Source organism: Citrobacter sp. RHBSTW-00887 (genome assembly GCF_013728095.1).
GTDB lineage: Bacteria > Pseudomonadota > Gammaproteobacteria > Enterobacterales > Enterobacteriaceae > Citrobacter > Citrobacter braakii.
The window spans coordinates 4,051,249-4,076,634 of the sequence record NZ_CP056267.1 but is presented as its reverse complement, the minus strand read 5'-3'; the positions used below and the strand labels follow the sequence as shown (position 1 = coordinate 4,076,634).

At 51.4% G+C, this 25,386-nt stretch carries 17 protein-coding genes and 1 pseudogene; 2 read left to right on the top strand and 16 right to left on the bottom strand.

Annotation, left to right across the window (positions count from 1 at the left end; genetic code table 11):
* Window positions 1-93: 93 nt before the first annotated feature.
* From HV314_RS19485 to puuD, 4 genes and pseudogenes are all read right to left on the bottom strand, one after another.
* Window positions 94-1,374 (bottom strand): annotated as a pseudogene (locus tag HV314_RS19485) (NAD(P)/FAD-dependent oxidoreductase).
* 2 nt (window positions 1,375-1,376) lie between these two features.
* Window positions 1,377-2,864 carry an aldehyde dehydrogenase PuuC gene (gene puuC / locus HV314_RS19480; RefSeq protein WP_181546486.1) on the bottom strand — a complete coding sequence of 496 codons (1,488 nt, stop codon included), beginning with the start codon at window positions 2,862-2,864 and terminating at the stop codon, window positions 1,377-1,379.
* Between the two features lie 137 nt (window positions 2,865-3,001).
* The gene (gene puuR / locus HV314_RS19475) at window positions 3,002-3,559 is read right to left on the bottom strand and encodes an HTH-type transcriptional regulator PuuR (protein ID WP_016151913.1); all 558 of its coding nucleotides are present in this window, start codon (window positions 3,557-3,559) and stop codon (window positions 3,002-3,004) included.
* A gap of 25 nt (window positions 3,560-3,584) precedes the next feature.
* Window positions 3,585-4,349 carry a gamma-glutamyl-gamma-aminobutyrate hydrolase gene (gene puuD, locus HV314_RS19470; RefSeq protein ID WP_016151914.1) on the bottom strand — a complete coding sequence of 255 codons (765 nt, stop codon included), beginning with the start codon at window positions 4,347-4,349 and terminating at the stop codon, window positions 3,585-3,587.
* A 211-nt stretch (window positions 4,350-4,560) separates the two neighbouring features.
* Between puuD and HV314_RS19465 the strand changes: the two genes are divergently transcribed.
* Both HV314_RS19465 and HV314_RS19460 read left to right on the top strand, forming a co-directional pair.
* Window positions 4,561-5,979: a glutamine synthetase family protein gene (locus tag HV314_RS19465; RefSeq protein WP_046276299.1), complete on the top strand. Its 1,419-nt coding sequence runs from the start codon at window positions 4,561-4,563 to the stop codon at window positions 5,977-5,979.
* Between the two features lie 385 nt (window positions 5,980-6,364).
* The gene (locus HV314_RS19460; RefSeq protein ID WP_016151916.1) at window positions 6,365-7,753 is read left to right on the top strand and encodes an APC family permease; all 1,389 of its coding nucleotides are present in this window, start codon (window positions 6,365-6,367) and stop codon (window positions 7,751-7,753) included.
* Window positions 7,754-7,863: 110 nt separating this feature from the next.
* Here HV314_RS19460 and HV314_RS19455 read toward each other — a convergent pair whose 3' ends face one another.
* The 12 genes from HV314_RS19455 to HV314_RS19400 all read right to left on the bottom strand — a co-directional run bounded on the left by HV314_RS19455 (window position 7,864) and on the right by HV314_RS19400 (window position 25,381).
* Window positions 7,864-9,432, bottom strand: coding sequence for a formylglycine-generating enzyme family protein (locus HV314_RS19455; RefSeq protein ID WP_046276300.1), 1,569 nt, complete (start codon window positions 9,430-9,432; stop codon window positions 7,864-7,866).
* Window positions 9,433-9,480: 48 nt separating this feature from the next.
* Entirely contained in the window at window positions 9,481-10,695 is a 1,215-nt protein-coding gene (locus tag HV314_RS19450; protein WP_203457869.1) for an ABC transporter permease, read from the bottom strand.
* The gene (locus HV314_RS19445; protein ID WP_016151919.1) at window positions 10,685-11,410 is read right to left on the bottom strand and encodes an ABC transporter ATP-binding protein; all 726 of its coding nucleotides are present in this window, start codon (window positions 11,408-11,410) and stop codon (window positions 10,685-10,687) included. Before HV314_RS19445 ends, HV314_RS19450 begins: the two co-directional genes overlap by 11 nt.
* Window positions 11,410-13,371 carry a vWA domain-containing protein gene (locus HV314_RS19440; RefSeq protein ID WP_181546484.1) on the bottom strand — a complete coding sequence of 654 codons (1,962 nt, stop codon included), beginning with the start codon at window positions 13,369-13,371 and terminating at the stop codon, window positions 11,410-11,412. The genes HV314_RS19445 and HV314_RS19440 overlap by 1 nt, the downstream gene beginning before the upstream one ends.
* Window positions 13,368-14,381 (bottom strand): hypothetical protein, encoded by a 1,014-nt coding sequence (locus tag HV314_RS19435; RefSeq protein ID WP_046276302.1) that lies wholly within the window; start codon window positions 14,379-14,381, stop codon window positions 13,368-13,370. Before HV314_RS19435 ends, HV314_RS19440 begins: the two co-directional genes overlap by 4 nt.
* Complete coding sequence (locus tag HV314_RS19430) at window positions 14,375-17,089, bottom strand: virulence factor SrfC family protein (protein WP_181546482.1); 2,715 nt, start codon at window positions 17,087-17,089, stop codon at window positions 14,375-14,377. Before HV314_RS19430 ends, HV314_RS19435 begins: the two co-directional genes overlap by 7 nt.
* Window positions 17,089-20,157 carry a virulence factor SrfB gene (locus tag HV314_RS19425; protein WP_181546480.1) on the bottom strand — a complete coding sequence of 1,023 codons (3,069 nt, stop codon included), beginning with the start codon at window positions 20,155-20,157 and terminating at the stop codon, window positions 17,089-17,091. Before HV314_RS19425 ends, HV314_RS19430 begins: the two co-directional genes overlap by 1 nt.
* Window positions 20,158-20,174: 17 nt before the next feature.
* On the bottom strand, window positions 20,175-21,644 hold the full coding sequence (locus tag HV314_RS19420; protein WP_181546479.1) for an SrfA family protein: 1,470 nt from the start codon (window positions 21,642-21,644) through the stop codon (window positions 20,175-20,177).
* 50 nt (window positions 21,645-21,694) lie between these two features.
* The gene (locus tag HV314_RS19415) at window positions 21,695-22,840 is read right to left on the bottom strand and encodes a tellurite resistance domain protein (RefSeq protein ID WP_080944083.1); all 1,146 of its coding nucleotides are present in this window, start codon (window positions 22,838-22,840) and stop codon (window positions 21,695-21,697) included.
* A 127-nt stretch (window positions 22,841-22,967) separates the two neighbouring features.
* Entirely contained in the window at window positions 22,968-23,474 is a 507-nt protein-coding gene (locus tag HV314_RS19410) for a hypothetical protein (RefSeq protein ID WP_284201682.1), read from the bottom strand.
* 64 nt (window positions 23,475-23,538) lie between these two features.
* Complete coding sequence (locus tag HV314_RS19405; protein ID WP_046276306.1) at window positions 23,539-24,276, bottom strand: hypothetical protein; 738 nt, start codon at window positions 24,274-24,276, stop codon at window positions 23,539-23,541.
* 853 nt (window positions 24,277-25,129) lie between these two features.
* Window positions 25,130-25,381: an agmatine deiminase family protein gene (locus HV314_RS19400; RefSeq protein WP_326928833.1), complete on the bottom strand. Its 252-nt coding sequence runs from the start codon at window positions 25,379-25,381 to the stop codon at window positions 25,130-25,132.
* Window positions 25,382-25,386: the final 5 nt, after the last annotated feature.

Genomic DNA, 25,386 nt, shown 5'->3' with positions numbered 1-25,386 from the left:
TATTTTCGTGCCCGTTACCTGTTTTTCACTGTCCGGGAATAAAAAAACGCACAGGGGAGACCGCCCTGTGCGTCGGGTTTATTGCGGAAGAACTTAAACCCCAAGGCGATCGCGTAAGCTGTAATATGCCGCCCCCATGGCGGTAAACGGAATGCGCAGGCTGCGCCCCCCCGGGAACGGGTAGTGCGGCAGTTTGGCGAAAGCGTCAAAGCGCTCGGCATCCCCGCGCAGCAGTTCAGAAATCAGACGTCCTGCCAGGTGGGTACAGGTCACGCCGTGGCCGCTGTAGCCCTGCATATAGTAAATGTTGGTATCAAGACGGCCGAACTGCGGCATGCGAGATAGCGTTAACAGGAAATTACCGGTCCAGCGGTAATCAATTTTTACCCCCTGCAATTGCGGGAAGGTTTTCAGCAGTTTCGGCATTACCAGACGTTCAATATCGTCTGGATCGCGGGCGCCGTAGACCACGCCGCCGCCGTACAACAGGCGGTTATCGCCGGTCAGACGTTAGTAATCCAGCAAATAGTTACAATCTTCTACACAGTAGTTTTTTGGAATCAGCGAGCGTGCCATCTCCGCAGACAACGGTTCGGTGGTTAACACCTGTGTGCCGCATGGCATGCTGCTTTTTGCCAGCGCAGGCTCGAGTTTGTCGCCGAGGTAGGCGTTGCCCGCGACGATCACAAAGCGGGCCGTAACCTGACCTTTTTCGGTGCTGACCACCGCCGGGCTGGTGTGCTGGATACGGGTGACCGGCGACTGTTCGAAGACGCGCCCGCCGTTCAGACGAATGGCGTTAGCTTCGCCAATCGCCAGGTTCAGCGGATGAATATGACCACCGCTGTGGTCGAGCAGCGCGCCGACATAACGATCGCTGCTGACTTCGCGACGAATTTCGCTGCTGTCTAACAGTTCAAGCTGCGTGTTGCCGTAGCGTTCCCAGTTCGACTTCTGCTCTTCCAGCGTTTCCATCTGCTTGTGGTTCAGCGCCACAAACAGTCCGCCGGGGCGATAGTCGCATTCGATCTGATAACGCTTGATACGTTCGCGGATGATATTACCGCCTTCAAACATCATGCTGCCAAGCATTTTGGCGGCGTCCGGGCCATAGGTGCGCTCGATGACGTCGATATCGCGACTGTAGGAGTTCACCAACTGACCGCCGTTACGTCCGCTGGCCCCAAAGCCGATACGCGCGGATTCCAGTAGCACTACGTCGTAACCCATCTCCGCTAAGTGCAGGGCGGAGGAGAGACCGGTATATCCACCGCCCACGACGCAAACATCACAGCTAACCGACTCGCTAAGGGTGGGAAACGGTTCGTACTGATTGGCGCTTGCGGCGTAATAACTGCTGGTATGTTCAGTCATGATTAAGGCTCCAGGGAGATCCAAATGGTTTTCAGTTCGCTAAATTTTTCCAGCGCATGCAGGGACTTATCGCGCCCGTTGCCGCTTTGCTTATAACCGCCGAACGGCACAGTCATATCACCGTCGTTGTAGTTATTAACGAAGACCGAACCGGCCTTCAGGCGACGACTCATGCGGTGGGCGCGCGACAGATCGCGGGTCCAGACCGCGGCCCCCAGGCCGTAGTCACTGTCGTTGGCCAGCGCCAGGGCTTCGGCTTCGCTGCTAAAACGGGTGACGACCAGTACCGGGCCGAAAATCTCATCGCGGCTGACGTGGGCTTGCGGGGCTGTATCGACAAAAATAGTCGGGCCGATAGCCGCTGGGTGTACATGGCTGCGACCATCCAGCGCCAGCGTGCCTTGCGCTTCACCGTCGCGAATAAAACCATGCACGGTGTCGGCATGCGCGTTGTCGATAAGCGTGCCCATCGTGGTTTCCGGATCCAGCGGGTTGCCCGGCTGCCAGTTTTTCGCCTGCTCTTTCAGCAGGGCGATGAACTCGTCGGCAATACTCTCTTCCAGTAACAGACGCGTACCGGCGATACAGACCTGACCCTGGTTATAGAAGATGCCTGCTGCAGCATTGGCGGCGGCTTTCGGCAGATCCGGGCAGTCGGCAAAAACGATGTTGGCACTTTTACCACCAGCCTCCAGCCAGACGCGTTTCATATTGCTGTCGCCAGCGTCTTTGAGCAGTTGCTTGCCGGTGCGGGTCGAGCCGGTAAAGGTGATCACATCAACATCCGGATGCTGCGACAACGCCTGGCCCGCTTCGTGGCCATATCCGCTCACCACGCTGAGAACGCCATCTGGCAAACCTGCTTTTTTTGCCAACGCAGCAAGGCGAATGGCGGTCAGCGGTGATTTTTCTGAAGGTTTGAGGATCACGCTGTTGCCTGCAGCCAGTGCCGGGCCAAGTTTCCAGCAGGCCAGCAGCAGGGGAAAATTCCACGGCACGATGGCCGCAATGACGCCCACCGGCTCGCGCACAATCAGCGCCAGATCGTTCACCGAGGTGGTGGCCACTTCGCCATAGACTTTATCTATTGCTTCGGCGTACCAACGGATGGCGCGTGCCGCGCCTGGAATATCATCACGCAGGCTATGGCGAATCGGTTTACCGGTGTCGAGCGTTTCCAGTAGCGCCAGCTCCTCGTGATGCTGCTCCATTAAATCGGCGAACTTGTGCAGGACTGCCTTGCGCTCTGCGGGTGATGCTTGCGACCAGTCTCCGCGTTCAAACACGGTGCGGGCTGCGGTGACCGCGCGGTCTACATCCGCTTTTTTGCCGCGGGCGACTTTGGCGAGCGGACGTTGTCCTGCCGGATCCTGCGTAATAAAGGTTTCGTTATCGGCGGCTGCGCAATATTCGCCGTTAATAAATAAACGGGTCTCCGGCGAATAATGGCTGGCTTTTTCACGCCAATATTTAAGATTCTGAAAGTTCATAGCTACTCCTTTTATATCAATAAGATAAAGTTCGTTGCTGATCTTTTCAGGCAAAATCAGGCTGCACGATGCCCCAGGGATGTACCCTGTTAATGCGCGTTATTTAAGAAGGCCTGAGAAACTCAGGCCGCTACTTATTAGAAAGTGGTAGGAGTGTGGGCACTGATGATGCGGCAGATCCCTGCCGAGGTGTTGCTGAAGCTGTGTGGTATACCGGTGTTAATGGCATAACTTTGCCCTGCAACAAGATGATACGTTTGACCGTTGATGGTCAGTATCACTTCACCTTCAAGTATTGTCCCAATCTCTTCACCCTGGTGTTTAATTCTCTCCCCGGTTGTCGTACCTGGCTGATAGGTTTCAAACATCATGGCCAGCGTACGATTCGGATTTCCGTTGTGTACCAGCTTCATGGATACTCCCTGACTCCCGATCTCAATCAAATCATCCTGATTGATAACCACCTGCGGTTCGTCAGGCTTTTCCGGTTCCGCGAAGAACTCGGAGAGCGACAGCCCATAAACTTTCAATAGCTTCTGCAGCGTACTGATGGCAGGACTGACTTTATCCTGCTCTATGGTGCTGATGGCGCTATGCGTTAACCCAGACAGTTCGGCGGCACGACGCTGTGAAAGACCCAATTGCTGGCGGATCTCTGACAAACGTTTACCCGGCGCCAGGCCGTCATCGCTCATAATTGCATTTCCTTAACTGTAGTGGTCAGAGTCGCTGTTTTTCAGCGAGGTGGTTCTGACAAGCGGTGATAAAACCTTCAAGTAACAAACGCGACAGGGCGTATTCGCTACTGTTCCATTCCGGGTGCCATTGCACGCCGAGCGCGAAAGGATGGTCGTGAACGCTGGCTGCTTCCACTAATCCATCCTGCGAGCGTGCTTCCACGCGCAGTTGCGGGCCAAGGGTTTTTGCGCCCTGACCATGCAAGGAGTTAACCCAAAACGTGCTGCAACCTGGTATTAGCTGAGATAGCAATCCTCCCTGTTGAACCTGGACTTCATGAGATGGCGCATATTGCTGCTCCACCGGGAGTTCCGCATCTTCACGATGTTCCAGGAACTGTGAGTGATCGCACAGGCGACGATACAGAGTCCCGCCAGTGGCGACAACTAATTCCTGTAAGCCCCGGCAGATGGCGAAAATGGGAATGCGCCTTTCGAGCCCGGCGGTAATTAGCGCCATGCTCAGAAGATCACGCCCGGGATCGGCGTCAGACTCATCGCCATTTTCACCATAAAGGTGCGGCTGCACATTGCTTGGGCTTCCTGGCAGGAAGATACCATCCAGTTTCGGTAACAGCGCGTTCAGTAATTCGGGTTCCGCAAGCGCATGGGGAATCGCTATCGGTAATCCACCGGCGTTCAATACTGCATTCAGGTACTTTTCTTGCAGAGTCTGGGTCTCGTGACCCTTAAGCCTGTTCCTACACATCACTACACCAATAACTGGCTTGTCAAATATATTGCCCATGATCGACCTCACGTTTTGGAATAAATTATTGCCAAACGGTTCCTTGTTATGCCATTCCGTTCATTATTTTCTCAATCTAGCAGTGGAATAACCTTCTAGCAAACTTAATTTAACATTTGACAAACAATTTGTTTGCATCCAGAGTCGAAGGGTGGACATTATATTTAACAGTCAAATCACAGAACAGCTTACAGGCCAACGGCGGTGAATCATGGAAACCAATATCGTAGAAGTTGAGAATTTTGTTCAGCATTCTGAAGAGAGACGAAGTAGCGCGTTTGCGCGTGAAGTTAAGCAGTATCTGGAGCGCTACCCCAACACGCAGTTCGTGGATGTGCTGTTAACCGACCTGAATGGTTGCTTTCGTGGTAAACGCATTCCCGTTGCAGGGTTACACAAGTTAGAGAAAGGCTGCTATTTCCCGGCATCCGTTTTCGCGATGGATATTCTTGGCAATGTGGTCGAAGAGGCGGGATTAGGCCAGGAGCTTGGCGAACCGGATCGGACCTGTGTCCCGGTGCCTGGCACGTTAACACCTTCGGCCGCCGATCCGGAATGTATTGCGCAGATGATGCTGACGATGCTGGATGAAGATGGCGCTCCCTTTGACGTTGAGCCGCGGAACGTACTTAACCGACTCTGGCAGAAACTTCGCCAGCGCGGTCTGTTCCCCGTCGTAGCGGTAGAGCTGGAGTTCTATTTACTCGATCGTAAGCGCGATCCCGAAGGTTATCTGCAGCCGCCGTGCGCGCCGGGAACGGACGATCGGAATACGCAAAGTCAGGTTTACTCGGTTGATAACCTGAACCACTTTGCTGATGTGCTAAACGATATCGATGAACTGGCCCGTTTGCAGCTGATCCCGGCTGACGGCGCGGTGGCTGAAGCCTCCCCTGGGCAGTTTGAAATCAACCTCTACCATACCGATAACGTACTCGACGCCTGCGACGACGCGCTGGCGCTGAAACGGCTGGTACGGCTGGTGGCGGAGAAACATAAGATGCATGCCACGTTTATGGCAAAACCTTATGAGGAGCATGCCGGTAGCGGAATGCATATCCACATCAGCATTATGAATAATAAAGGCGAGAACGTGCTGGCCGATGCGAATGGCGATGATTCCGCGTTACTTAAACGTGCGCTTGCCGGGATGATTGATCTGATGCCCGCGTCAATGGCGCTGCTGGCGCCGAATGTGAACTCTTATCGCCGCTTCCAGCCGGGGATGTATGTTCCGACCCAGGCTTCCTGGGGGCACAACAACCGTACGGTGGCGCTGCGCATTCCCTGCGGCGATCGTGATAACCATCGGGTTGAATATCGCGTGGCGGGGGCTGACGCCAACCCGTATCTGGTGATGTCGACCATTCTGGCGGGGATCCTGCATGGGCTGGATAACGAGCTGCCGTTGCAGGAAGAGGTGGAAGGCAACGGCCTGGAGCAGGAAGGGCTACCGTTCCCGATCCGCCAGAGCGATGCGCTGTGGGAGTTCATGCAAAATGACAGTCTGCGTGAGTTGCTCGGGGAGCGTTTTAGCCATGTGTATCACGCCTGTAAACACGATGAACTGATCCAGTTTGAACGCCTGATTACCGACACTGAAATTGAGTGGATGCTGAAAAACGCCTGACAGGAAAGTGGCCCGGCGGCGGAATGTTTGTCGGGCCTGTCGCATTGTTTAGTCATTGAAAAAAGAAGTCGCATCATGCGGTCTGAGCGGAGCCAGCCCGTCAATATTGCAGGATCACCTGCCATTTCCCGGATGTCGCGTAATGGAGCGGCTTGCGACAACGGGTCTTCAGATAACCGACAGAGTTTGTGACGAGGAAATGTGATGATGCCAATGTTTAAAAACCCGCCCCGCGTGAGCATCCATGGCTCCCGCAGTAAGTACGGACCGCATCTGTGCCGTGCAACATTGACGCCTTTCTTTTGGCTTTCCACCCCGACACGACCCAGGTCTGCTGTACCCACGTTTCGAACGCAGATCTTGGCCCGTGGCGGGGAGGAAAGCTATGTCGACTAATTCTTCTGTGGATCTCGCGGCCCAGCCGGGCAAAGCACAGTTGCGTAAATCCCTCAAGCTGTGGCAGGTGGTGGTGATGGGGCTGGCCTATCTCACACCGATGACGGTATTTGACACCTTTGGTATTGTTTCGGGAATCAGCAATGGCCATGTTCCGGCCTCCTATCTGCTGGCCCTGGCGGGCGTGCTGTTTACCGCCATCAGTTACGGAAAGCTGGTACGCCAGTTTCCACAAGCCGGTTCTGCCTACACCTATGCGCAAAAAGCAATCAACCCGCATGTGGGGTTTATGGTCGGCTGGTCGTCACTGCTTGATTACCTGTTCCTGCCGATGATTAACGTCCTGCTGGCGAAAATTTACCTTTCCGCGCTGTTCCCGGGCGTTGCGCCATGGATTTGGGTGGTGATGTTTGTAGCGATCCTCACCGCGGCCAATTTGAAAAGCGTTAATCTGGTGGCGAACTTCAATGCGCTGTTTGTACTGGTGCAGGTCGCGATAATCGTGGTGTTCATTGTTCTCGTGGTGCAGGGGCTGCACAAAGGCGAAGGGGTTGGGACCGTCTGGTCGCTACAACCGTTTATCAGCCAGAATGCGCATTTGATCCCGATTATCACCGGGGCGACCATCGTCTGCTTCTCGTTTCTAGGTTTTGATGCGGTAACCACGCTCTCTGAAGAGACACCGGATGCCGCGCGTACCATTCCAAAAGCAATTTTCCTTACCGCGCTTTACGGCGGACTGATCTTCATTGCTGCCTCGTTCTTTATGCAGCTGTTTTTTCCAGATATTAGCCGATTTAAAGACCCGGACGCGGCGCTGCCGGAGATTGCGCTGTACGTTGGCGGCAAACTGTTCCAGTCTATTTTTTTGTGTACGACCTTTGTGAATACGCTGGCGTCAGGTCTGGCGTCCCATGCCAGCGTTTCGCGTCTGCTGTACGTGATGGGCCGCGATAACGTCTTCCCGGAGAAGTACTTCGGCTATGTCCATCCGAAATGGCGTACACCCGCGCTGAACGTCATTATGGTCGGGATTGTGGCACTCTCGGCCCTGTTTTTTGACCTGGTGACCGCCACGGCGTTGATTAACTTTGGCGCGCTGGTGGCCTTTACGTTCGTTAATTTGTCCGTGTTTAACCACTTCTGGCGTCGTGAAGGACGTAAGCATACCTGGCAGGAAAAGTTGCACTACCTGGTATTGCCAATGGTCGGCGCCGCCACCGTTGCCGTACTGTGGGTGAACCTGGAGGTGACATCGCTGACGCTGGGACTGGTATGGGCTGGCGTGGGGTTGGTGTATCTCGCCTACCTGACCGGACGTTTCCGCAAGCCGCCGCCGCAGTTTGACGCCGCGAAATCTGAGCAGGCCTGGGAGTGACTTTTTCCAAAGGGTGAGTTATCAACCAACTTGTGAACTCTGTTAGTCACTAAAGGGGCGAACTGCCAGGGTACGCCCCTTTTATTCATGTGCGTTTAATCAGAATGAAATCAATGATCACTTTTAATTTGCTTACATGTATCCAACCATCTGGTTGCATCAATTTTCCCGTTTGCCAGATATTGTTGCTGGTTCTGCCAGTGCGCGGCGAGGAATGGCTTAAGGCCTGCAAGACGTTTGTTCAGTGTGAGCATTTGATCGAAAACCATCACTTCATGTTTCAGACCTTCCTGACCATAAAGCGTGGCTGAATCAACCAGACTACTGGCGTAGTAACTCGTCAGCTGTTGCAGGCGATCTGTTTGCTCACCAAGTTTTGTTTTTCGGATCGCGCAATTTTTATCACTGTCATCTTTATCCTTACACAGCAATTCATAGTTGTGATTGAGGAAGTCAAGAAAGCGGCCATCATCCTGCAATTTTGTGCAAAGGAAGGAACCGAGGTTAAGGCTGGCGCGGATCGATTGTGCCCGTTCTTCCTGTTGTTGCTGATTACTGGCGCGGAGCTGATTTTCCAGATCCTTCAGTTTCTTTTTCAGCTCTGTGTCTTCAATGCCTGATGCCAGGCTTCCCAGCGCTTTTGCGGTGTCTGTGGGGACTTCTTTGCTCTTATCTATACCTGGTTTATCTGCGCCGAGAGCAGCCCAATTTTTCTCCAGCTGTTTCACTCGGTCTGTTGATGTAATGGTCGGAGAGACCAGTACCAGACGCAGGCCGGTGGTTTTGCTGGTGAAAGGATGGGCTTCATCGTAGTAGTTAATTTCTTTACGGGTCGCGCTACGGATCTCTGATTCATTCGAGATGACGCTGCCTCCGCGAACCACAAAACCACCAGCCTGGCCGTGAAGTCTGTTGATTTTATTGAGATAAAATGGGGTGAACATCATCTCAGAGACGTTACCCAGCATATCGTGTAGGCCGAGGGGGTTAGGGTTCAACAGCCCAATGAGCTGTACTTTGCCGTTAGAGGACTGCGACCCGGAATACCACTCGTAATTTTTCATGTCATCCATCGGATAGTGGGAATCACGGAATTCCGCACTGTTTACCTTGAGGCCGCCGCGTGCTGCAAATTCCCATTCTACTTCAGTGGGCAGACGTAAAAATCCAGGGTTGCCATCCTCTTTCGGTAATTTGTCGAGAGCATTCGTGCGTAACCACTGGTTATATTTATCGGCAAAATTTACTGCATCGAACCAACTGATATTGGTTTCTGCGATGCTTAACTTACGTGATGGCGTGGGACAGGTACCGCTGGTTAATGCCTGGTATTGCAATGCTGTCAGTTCATATTTGGCCATCAAATAGTAACGACCTTTGTTTTTTTTGCTTTCGGTAAAGCTACCGGCGATGAAGGTTGGATAACTGTGTTCAACAAAACCCCATTCTCCGCCATCTTCTCCTAAGGTGATCGGCATATCATCCAGAGGACCTGAGACCGGGATTTCTACCTGACGGAAAACCATGGAGCCTTCACAGGGCATGGGCAAAATAATATCTTCGCTATCCGGCTTGGGGTTATAGATTTTCTCTGCCCACGGTTCGGCCAGCACGGGTGACATCTTCACCAGCAGAGTCAGCGCCAGCCAGCGTGATAATGTGGAAGGGGTAAGGGTCATGGACGTTCTCCGCAAATGATAAATGCCTTGGGCAAGTAGGAATAAGAGTTATGCCTCGCGCAGGCTCTGCGCCGGTTCAATATTAATTGCGCGCCAGGCACCAATGCCGGCGACCAGTGTCGCCACGATGATGGTGAGTATCAGAGCGACGAGGCCGTGCAACGGGGTGATCTTACAAATCATCTGACCTGTTGCCTGACTGCCCGCTAACGCCTGGTTAAAGACCTGACTGGCTAAGAGGTAGATCGCAAAGCCGCCGATATAAGCCACCAGACTAAGCAGACAGCCTTGAAAAATCACATAGGCACCCACTGCCGGACGGGTAAAACCGAGCAGGCGGAGGACAGCAATATGTTTACGTTTGCGGTCAACATTCGCGATAAATGAGCCAATAAGTGAGGAAATACAGCCAACCAGTGCAGTGGCGGCAATGGTATTAAAAATAATGCCCAAAACCCGATTGATGCTTTTCACATTTTCTATATCAGCCAGACGGCTGGTGGTTTCGATGCGCTGCTCCCGGAGATCGCGCTCAAGGCTGGCAACCTGATCAATATCGCGGGCGTATAATCTGGCGCGTGCGTAGAGCGGTGGTTTACCGTCAAGCTGCGCACCGCTGGTCATCCCCAACCCAGTTACCGCATAGCCATCGCGGAAATGTTCAAGCGCAAGCAATAACGAAGGCTGGGTAAAGATTGCGGCACGATTAAAATAGGTCGCAGGCAAAATCCCCACGACGGTAACGCTTTTTCGTCCCCATTCCCGGCGTTCATCAAGCATTCTGCCTACTCGCAAAGAGAGCGAATCACCAACACTGACCGCTAATTTACGTGCGGCTTCTTGGGTAATGACAACCTCGTTTTCCTGATGGAGTTCAAGGGACTTGAGTAAAGGGTCCCCTGAGTCTGTTGGAATAACTTCAGCATTCTCAATGAAATGTGTGCTGTCTGTTTGCAGGTCAGCAAGCGTATTTAGTGAACGCGTTTGTCCGATGGCGAAACCCACATCGGGTCGCTGCCGTAACTTTTCGATCCAGTTTTGGTTGTAGCTGCCGCTACTCAGCATACGGATTTCCAGGTTACGAGGGTCACTGGCCAGATCTTCTTGCAGCTGGTTCACAATCCCAAAACGCAAACCGAAAAGAAGTAATAAAGGTGCGATAACAGCGACGAGAGAAGAGACGATGCAAAAAGAAATGATGCGATCGTGCCACAGGTCTTGCATAGCCAGGCGGCCCAGCAGTCTGGCTCGGTTAAAGGACAAAATAGGTTCCTCCCTGTTCGTGATTCGACGATGCCACTAACGGTTCAGGCTGGGCAGTTAAACAGGGTAAATTGAAATGTTGTACCAGTGGCCAGTCATGGCAAACAATCAGCGCCATCATGCCTTCCTGGCGGACCAGTTCAATAAACAGGCTAAATAATTTCTTTGCGTTGTAAGGATCAAGTGCGGCTGTTGGTTCATCCGCCAGTACCAGTTTTGGACGGTGCAATATCGCACGTGCGAAAGCGGTTCTCTGTCGTTCACCAAACGACAACTGCGTTGGATATTTGGCCAATAATGGCGCAAGTTTGAGAGCATCGATTACTCTATCCAGCAGCGCGTTGTCGGGGCGTAATCCCAGCAATTGACACGGCAGAAGGATGTTATCTTTGACGCTCAGATAGGGGAGCAACCCCCCATTTTGTAACACAAAGCCAAGCTGACGGGCGCGAATACCCGCTAGTTTATTATGTTGTTCATCCTTTATCAGCGTTGCGATATCAAATTGCTGTGCACCTTCTTCCAGCTCGAAGCACCCGATTTTACTGGGCTGCAGTAATAAGCCGATGGCTTCCAGTAGCGTGCTTTTACCACATCCACTTTCACCTGTGACCGCGACCACCTGGCCTGACCGCAGCGTGAACTGCGGCAGGTAAACCCGGTGAGCATGACTGCCCTGACCACGAACAACGCACAACTCTTCTATGCGCAGCATCAGGGCATCATTTCCAGTGGGATGGGATAAACGCGATCGCGTGGATCGCTTCCTTTTGCCAGCTCAACCCAGCGATCAGCATCGGCGTTATATTTTTGGTAATGACGCAGTTTGGATGACAGCGTGCGGATAAATTTCTCCTGTGACAATCCATCCCAGCTTTTCCAGGTCTCTTCGTCGAGGTTCAGGACATCGCTCTTATAGGGAAGATCGGCCAGATATTCTCCCAGTACACCCAGATCGCCAATGCGGGTATTGTCCTGTTGTTTCAGCTGGTTAGGATCAGCGCCCATTGTTGCTGCAACAGTACGCAGTTGCTCAAACATTTTGGTCGGTGAGATCATCCCCTCATTTGCTGCTTTAAGGATCTGGCTGACAGCATCGCTTAAGTCACTTAGCTGACCTTTGGTCAAGAGAACACGAACGTCGGTGGTAGGAATGTTTTGCTTAATCAGGTCGCGGTCGCTAATCCATGCCTGAAAGACTAACGGGGCTTGTGTGCTGTTACGCTTACCCAGATAGGCCAACTGCATGGCATGTCCAATTAATGCCGTATCCTGAAGCAGCTTTTGCTCCGGTGTCAGTTTCTGTCCATCGTCTTTCGCGTAAAGCGCACTACCAATCGCAGCATCACCCATGTAAGCAGATTTAACCTGCTCAGTAATGGCGGAAGCTAGCGCATCTACCTGCTGGCCAAACATCTTAAGATCACCGGCATTTACGGCCTGGTAAAGGTTGGATTGGGTACTGTCAAAATTGGAGAGATCGCGGTACTGGCTTTCGGCTTTGGCATGGTTATCTTTGCCGACTGATGTTTTTAGGTGCAGCGTATAGATAGCAATACCGCGGTTACCCGCCTCAAGGCGAAGCTGGCTGGCATCCAGACCGGTACCTGACAGTTTGTTGCTGCCGTCAATAGCACCTGCATCGGTAATCAGGACCATGTAACGTGCGCCAAACGGGCTCCAGTCAATGTCATCAATAGCTGATAGCACGCCGGAATACGCATCCTCGTCATACAAAGAACTGGAGACTTTCGCTTCTTTTAAATCAGCGACCTTCTTCAGGAAATCCGCACCATCTTTCACATGGCTAGGATCTGCGTAAATCTTTGTGCGGTACTCAAGGCCCGGAACGGCTTTGGTGTTTGAACGAAATGAGATCAGCCCAAACTTAACCTGCCCATCCAGATGCTCTTGTTTGATCTTGCCATAGATCTTATTAACCGCTTCTTTGGTACGTTCAATGTAAGGCCCCATTGAAATGGTTGAGTCAATAACGAAGACCACCGAGGCGTTAAACCCTTTCAATTGATTTACGTTATCTTCTTGTTTTTTAGCCGTTTCAGCTTTACTGACGGAGGCTACGTTAAGCAGACGAGTATAGAAGCCATCTTCAGTCATGACCTCTTCGCCGCTCAGGATTGGCAGCAGATAAAACTGCTTTTGCAGATCGACAAAATACTCGGGCTCTTCAGCCTGAATACCCTCGGCATGGCCGTCCCGTTTTAACCTGGCGCGAAGCGGGGCAATCAGCGATACGGGATCGGGGGCAGAGAGAATATCATCAAGGCTTTTTCTCTCTTTAAAGAACAGCAAACGGTCACGGTTTGCCGGGTTGGTAAATGCCAATGTGAGCTGCATTTTCCAGTCGACGGTACATGACTTTGGCAACCAGCCAATAGTTTTACCAAAGCTATCCGGCCCGACCTTAAGCCAGCTCTGGCCGTTTGCATCTTCTTTTTGATAAACATACAGGCTGCTGAAGGCTGGCTGTAGCTGACCTTTATCATCACCTGCGGTAGTCCCAAGTTTGCAACCCGGGGTAGTGAGAACACGTTGATATAACGTTTTCTTACCTTCCTGGAGCAGAGGTTTGTCGCCATCAGCGGCAAATACATGCCCGCTGAGCAACAGGCCACATAATGGCAGAGCCAGACGACTCATCAGATTCCAGGTCATTTTCCTAGCTCCTTAAGGCGCTGTTTGGCCGTTTGGTTGTCAGGCTCCGTTTGCAGAACCGTTTCGTACCAATATGCTGCAGTATCTTTATCTGGCGCTTTGAAACATTCACTTGGCTGGTGGTATTTCGGGTCGTATTCACCTGCGTACACGAGCGCGATTTTGGTATCGCCACCCTGGGCACGGTTAGCATACAGACGCTGTGCAACACCACATTTTTTAGCCTCTTTTGCGGCCTGGATAATGGTCAGCAGTTTGTCACTGTCGAGCTTTTCCTGAACACAGCTCTGGACGAAATCAAGCTCGTTCTGGCTGTTCAAACCCTGTGCAGAACAGGTACTATGAGCGACAGGCTCTGGTGCGGAAGCGGGTGCAGACGCCGGTGTTTCTTGCTGTGCTTGTTCAACGGGGGTGACTTCCGGTGATTTATCCCGCCCTAAAAACCACCACAGCGCACCGGCAATCACGACTAATGCCAGTATTGCCGCTCCAATGACAGGAAGACGGGAGGGCCCTGATTTCGCCGGAGTTCTCACTTCAGTATGAATAACCGGCTCTACAGGTTCAGGGGCAACAACGGTTTCTGTCGCAATGACGGGCTCAGAAGGAACTTCTGGAGTAGCCAGCATGCTGCTGCCGCTATAGTTGCCTGTTTCACCTCTTGCTTCAGAAGAGAACAGTTCGTCGCGCGCCAGCTGTAACGTGGTATTGCGTGTTTCTCCAGAATCCAACTTGATCTGAATTTGTACCTGGCTTGCTGTCGCCAGCAATGGGTCAAGCAATGTTGGGCCAATACGAAAACCGCTACCATTATTCAACGCATAACCACCGTTCATGGAAAACCAGTGTTGTGCCGGGCTCCAACTGCCATCGGGTTGTAGGTAGTTCTGCTCGTTATTGCACAGAGTAAAGGTCAGATTAGTCAATATTGCGGTTTCACCACGCAGGCGGACCATTAGTTGTGCAGTACCTGGCTCTGCCGGCTGGCAGGCGATGATTTTAGCTAGCATGGCATGTTCTCTTGTTTCAATTGGCTGATAATCTGACCAAGTTGACGATTCTGTTCGAAGGAAATATCCCGTGTGGCGCTATGACCCGCATTGTCCAGGATGACGCTCATCAAAGCAGAAAGCCAGTCACCCAGATAGGATACGCCGGGCTGTGGTGCGACGGCGGCGAGTTGTGGCAACTCATCGTTAGCGAGCTGCTTCTGACGCAGAAACACTTTATTTTTCTCGCCAACATAGCTGTTGGGTACCTTTTCTGCTGGCAGCGTGAGATAACCAAACCAGGCAATAAAATCACGTATGGTCAGTTGAGCACGTAAAACCTGACGTGCTCGCATGTGTACGCGGGTTGTTTCAGCCTGCTCTTGACCCGCCAGGGCATGTTTCAATGTCCCTTCCAGATCCAAACGTGTGGCGGCGGTGATTAGCTCTTCGCTGAGTTGATTCATCAGCTCAATGCTCATGCCCAGTTGACGCCACTGCAACGGTTGCTGCGGCAACTCCCGTAGGTGGGCTACCCAGGCTTTAAAGGCCTGATGCGCGAAATCATCATCCTGGCCTACACGTTCCGTTGCGGCAGTTGCTGGCACATCAACAACGGCGGTTTCAACAGGTGTAGTCGCAAAGGGATCGCTGGCAAAGGGGTTTTCAGCGAAAGGATTACCACCAAACGGGCTGGTTGCGAAAGCATTGATGGTCGGGCTTTCGCCTTCGGTTTGCGGCGCCTGGTCGAGGTCGCGAATACTCAAATAAATGTTGTTGAGCTCCTGAGTCGGCAGAACCAAGCGTTCGATAAGCTCCCCCATATTGTGGGAACATGCAGACAAGCCCTGCCATAACTCTTTGGCAATTGCTTGTTTTTTCACAATCTGCCCATCACCGTCTTTTTCGTACCACCGACCAAGGCGTTGATCGCCGGTTTCCATGCGACATTGCAGCAGTTGTTGCTGTAAACGTTTTAACTTGAAGTCGAGATGGGCGACGCCGCGTAGTGCTTTAGTCAGGCGCGACATTCCACCGTCGTTGAGTTCGAGCATTGCCTGCCAGGCTGCTTTCGGTTCTGCAACGTGCATATTCACATTTTTTCCGCAGACGAAGGTACTGCCCATGGTATCGAGTACATCATGGTAACGATCGCTGATACCCACTTCCAGGAGTCGCTCCTGTCCGGCATCCCCTTCAAGCCTCAGGAAGGGGTTATCGAGCCCGGGTTTGCGTACCAGGAAACAGTTGTTGAAAGGCTGGTTGGGTGCCCATTGTGGAAGCCATTCATAGTGCGAGAAACGCTCCAGTAAAGTCATGTGCATCATACCTTCCCAGCCTTCTTTTAACTGGCTTTCGGTATGTTGCAGGCTGTTGACGATTCGCATATCACACATGGTGATTGCCCAGAACAGACCCGGGTTGCGGCCTCCGCGCTCTTCGGCACTCTTACCCTGGGTTTTCTCTACCCAGCGGTTTAATACCGGACCCACATCAGCAACGTCGCTCTGTTTGGCTGAGCTGGCGCATACGACAAGCGCATTCATTTCCTGGTTATCGGTATAGCGTTCGAACAGGTAAGCAACTTTTCCGCGAAGCAGGAGCTGCGAAATTGCGTTAAGTCCATCCCGGCCAGCCTGTTCAAGTGCAGTGATCTTGAGACGACCGCGATAGCCAGGGAAGTCGAGCAGATCAACCTGTTCCACAACGCTGTCGGTTTCAACTTCTGCCAGAGGAAAAATCAGCTCTGTGGTTAAGGCCGCCAGTTCCGCCTGCGTTAAGTTGGCGCTACCAATTTGTTGTTCTTCTTTCCAATAACGGATCTCAACGTTGCGATCCTGGCTGGAGCCCAGCCTGTTCAGGCTATCAACGTTCATGATACTGCCGCTGCTATGGTCAGTCAGCGTTTCCAGTGGGGCAAATACCATCCGGGTATGGTTCAGTTTCGCCAGTACATTGGCTAATGAACGGTAGGTTTCTGTGAGGGCTGGCTGTTCTCCCCACAACAGGGAAAAGAGCTCTGCACGATCATTTGGGCTCAACGTCGGGGCAATTTTCAACACCTGCGGCCACCAGGCGTGTTCAAGCTTCTCAACTGACTTTTTAAAGGAAGCGTTAAGGTAATCCCACAAGGCGACGACATCTTCCTGGCTGACGCCGTTATATTCCTGTACCTGCACAGCCCGCTGCAGGAATGGGCGCAGGCGCTCTTCAACCCGGCTTTGGTCAAGCTGATAGCTCAATTGCTCATGGTTGAAGTCGTTAAACCACGCGTTGGCCAGAATCTTAGCCAAATCGATTTCACTGAACAGGCGCAACGGCACTGGGTATCCAGCCGGTGCGGCGGGCGCCTGACGGGTAAAGCGAGTGACCAACCCCGTCGCTTCTTTACCTCCGCCGACAGGGTTAACCTCTTTGATAAAGTCAACACGCCTTTCGCCGTAGAGTGCTTCCAGCGACCCATTGCTACCAGCGGCGAGCGCTGAAATGAGGTACGATTTCCCTGCCTGAGAAATACCGAAAAAACCGACGGTCATCGGTGTTTTGGCAACCTGAGTCAGGCTATTGGCCAGGTTTCTCGTACGCAGCAAACTCAAGTTGAGTTTGTCTGCTTCGTTGTCTAAACGACGTGAACCGGGGCGTACGTTGTCGACCCATCCGAGTGCGTCCAGGCATCCCTGAGCGATAGCAGCCCAACCCTGAGTGAGAGATTTTTGTTCGCTATTCATTATTTTTTAACACTCCCGCTATCGAGCCAGTGACGGCTATCAATGAGCCCTCTATCGGGCATCGTATTGAGTTCCAGATCCAAATCACGTTTGCTAAATGACTTATCGGTGTTGCTGCTGACATCGGCGATCGTCAGGCGATCGCTAATCAGTCCAAGTTGACGAGCTCGTTTACCCTTATCGATCGCCAGTCTGACTTTGAGATACGGGGAGCCGTTATCCGTGGACTGAGCCGAAGAGAATTTTTTACGTCCTTCTTCGCTAAAACGTAGGGTATACAGCGGTGCAGCAGTCCAGCGTTCTGCATTCAACTGGCGATAGCCTAAGCGCAGGTCGCCACGCATAACGATGCTTTGTGTGGTTTTCTCGCCATTTTCCTCGGTGATAGCCGGAAGCTTGATCTGCCCGTTTTCAGACTCGATATGTTGATAAACGATGTCGGCATCGCGAATCAGGTTATCCATATCAATGGTGCCGATATGGCGAATCGTTGAATACGGTTTCAGCTCTGAGGTGCGGAAATGGAAGTTAGGAATGCTATGGTTTGCACACAATTGCGTGAGCATGGCACCCACTGAAGCCGTACTTTTCGGATCGTCGATATGACCGTTTTTATGGAACGGATACCAGGTACCAGTCTGATAACCATGTAACGGCAGAATACGCCCTGGCGGTAACGGAAGGTTGCGACGAATAATCGCCTGAATCCCAGGTAACTGAGACGGCCGGCCGGTGAGTAGCAGCAGATCGCAATGATAATAAGACAGCACTTCACAGAGTGCGGTCAGGACTTTATCGATGCTGAACTTACCTGCACAGAGATCGCCATGGAGTTTGGCGAGTGGCAGATTAAGCATGATATCCGCGAGCTTAAAGTCGGTCGGACCTCCCGCTTTCTGAACTTCTCGGCGCACGAATCCTTCGACTTCATCACGAATACAACCGACTGGTAGCAAATCGCCGACACGTTGGTTAATCTGGGTATGCGTTTGTTCATCAAGCGGATCATAATGTTCGTATGTTCCCAGGATATGTAATGCGAGCGGGACGAACAGCTGCAGGCTTAGCTGTTGGCGAAGCACGGCTTCGGCAGCACTAATATTCTGCGATCCGCACAACTGGGACATCAATGTTTCAGTGGACATCACACCGACTTCACGCAGGGCTTGCTCAAAAGCGGGGAGAACGTATGACTGAATAACATCCAGCAAAATGTCATCACCTGCGATCTTAAAACTGTCGCGAAAGCGCTGGTTGGGGATGATATGTACGTTAGTACCACCACCTGTGTGCCCATTATGATCGAGGCGGTAATCGGTGATCACCAGATCGGTGGTCCCGCCGCCAATGTCAATTGACGCGATAGTGATACTTTCACGATCGGTACGGTCTGGTCGGCCAATTGCGTCGAAAAACTCTTCCGGATGACCGGCAAAGTTCTGATTAATCTCGGTGTACAGGTAAACCAACTGTGCACAGGAGGCTTCGTCCCACTCTACCCTGATTTTAGGTAATGGGATCTTGATGTTAGCTTCCGTATGCTCTTCTTGTACGTCTTTGTACGGATCGTTCTCGCCGTTGTGCCAGCGTAACGATTTCCACACCAAGCTGACAGCCTGACGCATGCGTTCATCCAGCACACAGCGTTCAGCCATGGGCATACCTGGTGGAACCGTCAGAATAATATGGCGTAGCTGACGCGGGATCCCGGCGTGTCCCTGACGAATACGCTGCTCCGGGCTGTTAATCTGGCTAATGGCCTGGGTCAGAACTTCAGCCAGCATAAAGGTCATCAGCGAACTGCGTGAGTAGCGTGGCGTAAAGACGGGGATGCGATCCATCTCATCTTCAATGGTGTGCAGGGCTTCGCCTCTTTCATCGATCAGGTTGGCAAACGGTGCCGCCGTTGCCAATGGATTGCTGTCCTGCACATAGCTGCCATTAAAACGCCAACCCTGGCCATAAAACTTCTCATCCCACAAATAGCGTTTAGGGCTGGATAGACCCGTTGAACCTTCGCTGCCTTTACGACGAGCCGCCAGACGACTGGCTTCACCACCAATACGTGCGATAGTTGGCCACTGGAACGCGTCGTGGCGGCCGCTGCGTACAGAGCAGTGATCTTTGCCGAAGAAGGCTTGCGAAAACTCGACCCTGCTTTCAAAAGGATCGGTATAGATATGTTCGGGGGCGCTGAGATCACGTAGTTTCAGCACATAGTTGTGCCTCATGCCTGAACCTGATTGCCCATGATCTTCAATAAGAATGCCACAGGTGCGCGAGTTGCCCACGTCGAGTATCAGGTCGACGGCGATGGGTTTAATCGCATTGGTTTCCTGATTGGCGATCACTCTGAACTGCGGCAGTTCAATGACGGGTTCAGTCTGGATTTGCAGACCTTCGACTGGAATAGCCATCAATGATAGAAGGTTCAGGTAATGTGCCAGCGGGTATTGCTGTGCAAGTTCCTGCTCACGCTCGTCGATATCCCGGCCTTTGCTCGCTTCTTTGAATACTTCTTTGAGCCAGTCGGTTATCCAGTCCTGCGTCAGGTACCAATTTAGGGCATAGGTTGCTGTCGCGACGGCGAAGGTTGCCCCAGCATTCACATCTTCCTGGTTCGGACTGAGATCAGCGGCAGCCTGCTGTTTAGCCATAATACGGGTGTCGATCGCCAGCGTCATGCGATGGCTGTGACCATCTAAATCGGGTTCTGGTAGTTTGACTAAACGAAAACGAGCCCAGTTTAGCGGTCCCTCCTGGTACACATTCGGTGGGCTAAAGCGAAACAAAGGAAGCGGTAACCAGATGCCGTCGAACAACTTCAGGCTCTGTTCGACAGGGATATCGTACTGGCTTTTTGCCTTCTCGATGTTATCGGGGGTCGGCTGATAGAAATAGTAATCGCGCTGCTCGTTGTAAATTAAACGGGTGAGTACACCGTTTGCTAATTTGACAAATTCGCCAGCAGGCAGGCGGCCAAGTGACAATCCGAAATCCATAAACTGGATCCCAGAGTCACCCACGAGGGTAATTTGACGATCGAAAGATACAATCTCAGGCAACATAGTTATCTCGTCCCTGTTCAGGAATTAGGTTGAAGCATGCGAATAGGGAATGTTTTTTCCCCATCATTACTGCCAATACAATCAGCGTGGCCAGCAGCGGCTGATTTGCACTCGATTGTCGGTACAATAAAGTTTGAACCGTCGCTACATTTCATCTGCTCAGGATTGGTGATACTTAGCGCCCCTTGCTGCACATTGCCGCTGGCAGGGCCACGGCAGGTCACACCGCTGGACTGGCGTATGCTGACGGTGCCATTACCCTGGGCAAAGTTATATTGCAGTTGCAACGGTCGCCCGGTGAGCTTGTCCTGAATACCACCATTCACGCGCCATTCTCCGTTAAGAAACTGCGCCGGGCCATCGGGAAGGGCCGGAGGAAACGTCAGCGGTGTGCCCTGTGCTGGGATGACTGGCTGCGTGGTGACTGGTTGAACTGTGGGGGGCGTTTGAGCGTCTGCGGCGCCAGGTACAGCAGGAGGTGCTGGAATAGTCGACGCATCAGCGTTGGCATCACTTGCAGGAACAACTGGGGGAATTGTGTCGTCACCGACCTGCGTGGTTGCTGTCGCTGCCGGAACGGCTGGCGATGTTGGTTCCAGAGCTTGCTGCGCATCGACTGCAGTACCCTCAGATATACCAGGGATGACAGCTGAACCCACGACGGTTTCTGAACCTGTGCGGGAAACCTGCGTTGTTACATCGGAAACGCCTACGGCTGGACGTTCGATGGCAGGAGCCGCATCGATCGCCGTTTTATCCGTGGCGATGGCTGGGAGTCCCGGAATGGAGAGTGATGGTACGCATCCGCGTAGTAGACCTAACAATAATGCCAGCAGCAGCAATGCAAGTAGCAACCAGAGTAACCAACGCCAGCTCCAGCGTCTGCGCACTACGGTATATACATCAGGTGTAACAGCTGGGGTTACAGCGGCGTCTACAGGAGCCAGAGGGGTTGAGGCCGCGTGAGGGGGGGCTGGTAGTAATGCTGGACTCAGCCAATGCATAGGGTTACGTTGTTCGCCTTCCGGATGGACAAATCCCCAAAAGGTAATCACCAGGATCCCGTTTACGAGGTACACAAATTCATAATCCGGGAAATGTGTGACTGACTTCAGCAACTGTGCGAAGACGCGGCGATCGCCCCCAGTCCTGTTTTGCTCAGCATTGAGTAACTGTTCACTTAACGCCTGCACTGACATTTGAAACGCATTAAATTGCTGGCGTGCTGATTCCCGCTCCGCTTCACTCGCACCGCTCCAGGGGATGACATCGCCAGGGAAGCTGCTGTACCAATCGGTTCTGTCACCACCCTGATCGTTTTGTGGGATAGCTAAATGACGAGCCAAATCGCGCCCTGCGTCAAGACGGTAGATTGCTTCACGTAACTGGAACGCCATCTTAAAAACGGGATAGCCCGTTTCACCCAGAGCCTTAAATGAGGAATTATGCCCGGTACGCAGCAGTGGTCCCTGAATCGAATTTCGCATTGTCTAAACCTTGTAAGGCTGTGATTTAACAAAAGCCACAGTGATGCAGGCTATTTTTTACTCGCGCCAGGCGTCCATTCAAAACCCCAGCCATAGTGCTTATCCAGCGACTTCCGGTCAGGGAAGAAACGGTCCAGACGCTCAACCGTGATATTGCCATCGACGTTTTTGAGTCTGGCTATCGCCGCAACGTTATTGCGCTGATTGCTGTCAGTCAGTGTGGATATAATGGGGGGTTGATCGGGTACATAAATCGTGATGGTGGCATTGGTCCCTTGCCAGTTATCGGCACCGCCGTAAATGAAGCTATAAATCAGCACCTCATCAATATCCTGCCAGTGGCTACCATTAATGAAGAGCCATTCACCCTCTTGATTGTTACCTTCACGAAGATCTTGTTGCAGCAACAGATAAGGCGGTTTGTCATAGTTTCCCAGGAACTTACTCAACGCTTCGGCACCACTGATCTTGCCATTTTTAAAACGAATAAAGGCGGCGATATCGAGGTCGATAGGCTCTTTATGGCTTCCCTGTTGCCAGGTCAGGTTAATTTTAATCCGCCCAAAATCTTTGCGTTTCTCCAGATTTATGCTGGGGTTTGCCTGGGTTAAGTTCGTGCTGGCTGGGGCTACAGCAGGCGCAGCGGTAGGCACATCGTGATGCAACGGAGGAGAGGGCGAGGTTAAGGAATTTTTATGCCACCACCACCCGGCACAGGCGATCAGCAGCAACAAGAGCAGCAATAATAGCCATGGCAGGAAGCGTCGCCACCACGGGATAACGACCACGGGAAGTGGGGGCGCTTCACTGATAATGACCCAGTTAATCAGCACAGGTTCGCCACCTACGCTATAGCAGTTAAGATCGCGCGAATGCGTTAACAGCCTTTGTAAGGCATGTGCTGAATGTTCTTCGCCGCGTGCGAGTAACTGCTCGATCAAACCGGCCAGAACATCATGGTACTGCTGGCGTTTACTCTGGACGGAGGCTTGTTCCGCCTCGCTTAGCGCAGAAAAGGGCTTTGCCAGCCCCTGGCGCTCAGTCCACCATTCCAGATGTCCTTGTGAACCACGGCGAGCGGTGGCGTAGAGTAGCGCCAAAGATGGCGGAAGATGACGGTGTATGATCGCAACCGTCTCCTCGTAGATTGTCAGAGTCGCTTCATCAATAGGCGCAGCAGTTGTTAATCGTTGCATAACCGAAATCATTATTGTTGTGAGTTATATGCGTGGTATGCATACAGTTGCATATCAGCAAGCCAGAGCCGTTTTCTTCAGCAGCAGAAAAAGTGGCCAGGGGATTTGCGCCACTTTTAGGGCATCCTTAGCGAAGGGTATTTGCTTCCTCCAGGACTTTGATTTTCTGCTTGGCTTCTGCGACTTTTTTTTCAATTGCAGCAATTTCACTTGCGCCACTGGCATGCTGAGACTGCCGTTGCAAGTCCTGCAATTGTTGAATTTCCTTCTGGCGTTCACTGCTTTTTATTTTGCTGGACTTCAGCTGTGCAAGGGTCTGTGACAGGTCTGAACGCACGGTATTTAACCTTGCTTGTTCATCGGCCAGCTTCTGATTGACGTTCTGCTGTCGGTTTTGGGTATAAGCCTGCTGTTGCTTCGCCGACTCATTTTCATACTGGCTGAGTCGAACCTGCTGCTCTTTTTGATCAACCTGCTGACGATAACCGCCGGATGTGGCGCAGCTTAGTTTGGTAATAAAACTCGGATCTTGTGCGTGTAAATCACAGTCCTGTGGCGATGTGGTACAGCCGGTAAGCACAATTGCGGCGAGAAGCAGATATTTTCTCATCAAATAATCCATAAATTGAGTCAAATAACAACACGTTACATTTCAAAACGGCCCCAAAAAGGCCGATAATCCTATCGGCCTAAAGCTTTTAGCCCAGAGAAATAGCCTGGCGTTGTTCGTAAAACTCGTTCGTTTCTTTTTCCAGGTCGCTAATCTTGCTATTCAGGCTACTGTACTCTTTGTTTAAATTAGCAAGCTTGGTTTTCTCTGCAGATGTGGTAGTAGTTTGTCCTTGCAAAGCGACCTTGTAGGCAGACTCTTTGTCTTTCATACCTTTCACGGTCTCTTTCATCTTGCTGATGTTGGCGTCGATTTGTGCTAATTGTGTTTTGGCTCCTGCTTTATCAAAGCCAGCCTTATCTTTTTGGATGCTAATTTTGGTTAAGGTTGCCTGGTTTTCACTGATAACCTGTTTCATAGCAAGGGTAGATTTTTCTACTGCAGCGGTATCTTTGCTGATATCCGTATCCATTGCCTGCAGGCGATCGGCTGTGGAGGCATAATCTTTTTTCAGACCATCAAGATAGTAGTTAGCCGTCATACCCGCAGCGCACCCAGCAGCACCACCAATGGCAGCACCTGCAATTGCTTTCTTGGTGTCGCCAGCCAGAGCACCAACCACAGCGCCAAGCGCAGCACCTGATACCGCACCAATGCCACAACCTTGCGCGCCAGAAGCACTAAAAAACTGGGATTGCTCGGTGGTTGTCAGACGTGGATCCGGTTTTGCTCCTGACAGCAGAGTGCTTCCAGTATTGGCGCAACCGCTCAGCAGTAATGTTGCGGAAATTAGCAGACAAGCAGTATTTCGGTTAAAAGAGTTCACTTTTTTTTCCTTAAATCATAAATTAGCAACGATAAAAAGCTGTATGGTGATTAAATTTCGCATAAGTAGCGATTTCATATAGGGCAAAATTAAATTCTGTATTTTTTATGACGTGATAACTTTTACCCCGGTAATACAATAGAATCAAAATACTAAGTGGTGTATTAATTTCGTGTTGTTACTATTTGTGGCGAAATAAAAAACATCCACTTTGTTTTATAATTTTTTTAATGTGAACTATTTGTTTTTAAATGATTTATGCTGTTTACGTAAACGAAGTTGTTGAGCCTTCATACGGAGTAAGCCATGGTGAAATGATCAACAGTGCGGTTACCAGAGGGGCCCTTCTCACAGAACATAAAAAATTCGTTATGAGTATACCTGATTTATTCGCGATGTGAATTTATCTTAATTTAATATGCTATGTTTTCATAGAGGGTTGAATGTTGTTCATGTAGATTGATCTAAGTCAATAATAAAATGACTATTATGATTGGTAGTTGCGATAAGTGTTATCCGTGGGAACTCGATAACTTACCTGAGGCTGAACTGAACGGCCTTTCTTTTTTAAAGCATATTAAAGCAGAATTTTTCACTTATGTGATGTGAGTATTATCTTGTGATGACTTTGTTTTTCTTTATTCGAAATATCTAATTTTCGGATAATGAAAGTATACTTTTATTTCTCTTTTCCGAAATTATCTTCAGGCAGGAAAGAATAATTGATGATAAGAGTTGTATCCTGTTTGCATTTACCTCACGTCGTGAGGTTGCAAAACAGAATACATCCGGTAGGTACGCTATCTCTGTTTTACATGTAATCCGCCAGAATCCCTGCTAGCATAATCAACCACTAACGAGGCTGTTGCTGCGTCGCGCAGTGAATGCCACCGCCGGCAGCTGCAATGCCATCAATATTCAGTTGAATAATCTCATGCTCGGCAAACAGCTCCTGCAAAATAGCGTAGGTGCTGCGGTCAGTGCGCTTATCGCCAAATTGTGGTGCAATCACGGCGTTATTACAGAGATAAAAGTTGATGTAGCCCGCGGCGAAATTATCACTTGCATATGTCTGACGGATGGTGGTCGGCCCTTCAAGCGTCACCAACT

What these genes read in the sequence shown, in the direction of transcription:
- puuC (WP_181546486.1), bottom strand. Translation starts at nt 2,864, where the DNA reads ATGAACTTTCAGAATCTTAAATATTGGCGTGAAAAAGCCAGCCATTAT.
- puuR (WP_016151913.1), bottom strand. Translation starts at nt 3,559, where the DNA reads ATGAGCGATGACGGCCTGGCGCCGGGTAAACGTTTGTCAGAGATCCGC.
- puuD (WP_016151914.1), bottom strand. Translation starts at nt 4,349, where the DNA reads ATGGGCAATATATTTGACAAGCCAGTTATTGGTGTAGTGATGTGTAGG.
- HV314_RS19465 (WP_046276299.1), top strand. Translation starts at nt 4,561, where the DNA reads ATGGAAACCAATATCGTAGAAGTTGAGAATTTTGTTCAGCATTCTGAA.
- HV314_RS19460 (WP_016151916.1), top strand. Translation starts at nt 6,365, where the DNA reads ATGTCGACTAATTCTTCTGTGGATCTCGCGGCCCAGCCGGGCAAAGCA.
- HV314_RS19455 (WP_046276300.1), bottom strand. Translation starts at nt 9,432, where the DNA reads ATGACCCTTACCCCTTCCACATTATCACGCTGGCTGGCGCTGACTCTG.
- HV314_RS19445 (WP_016151919.1), bottom strand. Translation starts at nt 11,410, where the DNA reads ATGCTGCGCATAGAAGAGTTGTGCGTTGTTCGTGGTCAGGGCAGTCAT.
- HV314_RS19440 (WP_181546484.1), bottom strand. Translation starts at nt 13,371, where the DNA reads ATGACCTGGAATCTGATGAGTCGTCTGGCTCTGCCATTATGTGGCCTG.
- HV314_RS19435 (WP_046276302.1), bottom strand. Translation starts at nt 14,381, where the DNA reads ATGCTAGCTAAAATCATCGCCTGCCAGCCGGCAGAGCCAGGTACTGCA.
- HV314_RS19430 (WP_181546482.1), bottom strand. Translation starts at nt 17,089, where the DNA reads ATGAATAGCGAACAAAAATCTCTCACTCAGGGTTGGGCTGCTATCGCT.
- HV314_RS19425 (WP_181546480.1), bottom strand. Translation starts at nt 20,157, where the DNA reads ATGTTGCCTGAGATTGTATCTTTCGATCGTCAAATTACCCTCGTGGGT.
- HV314_RS19420 (WP_181546479.1), bottom strand. Translation starts at nt 21,644, where the DNA reads ATGCGAAATTCGATTCAGGGACCACTGCTGCGTACCGGGCATAATTCC.
- HV314_RS19415 (WP_080944083.1), bottom strand. Translation starts at nt 22,840, where the DNA reads ATGCAACGATTAACAACTGCTGCGCCTATTGATGAAGCGACTCTGACA.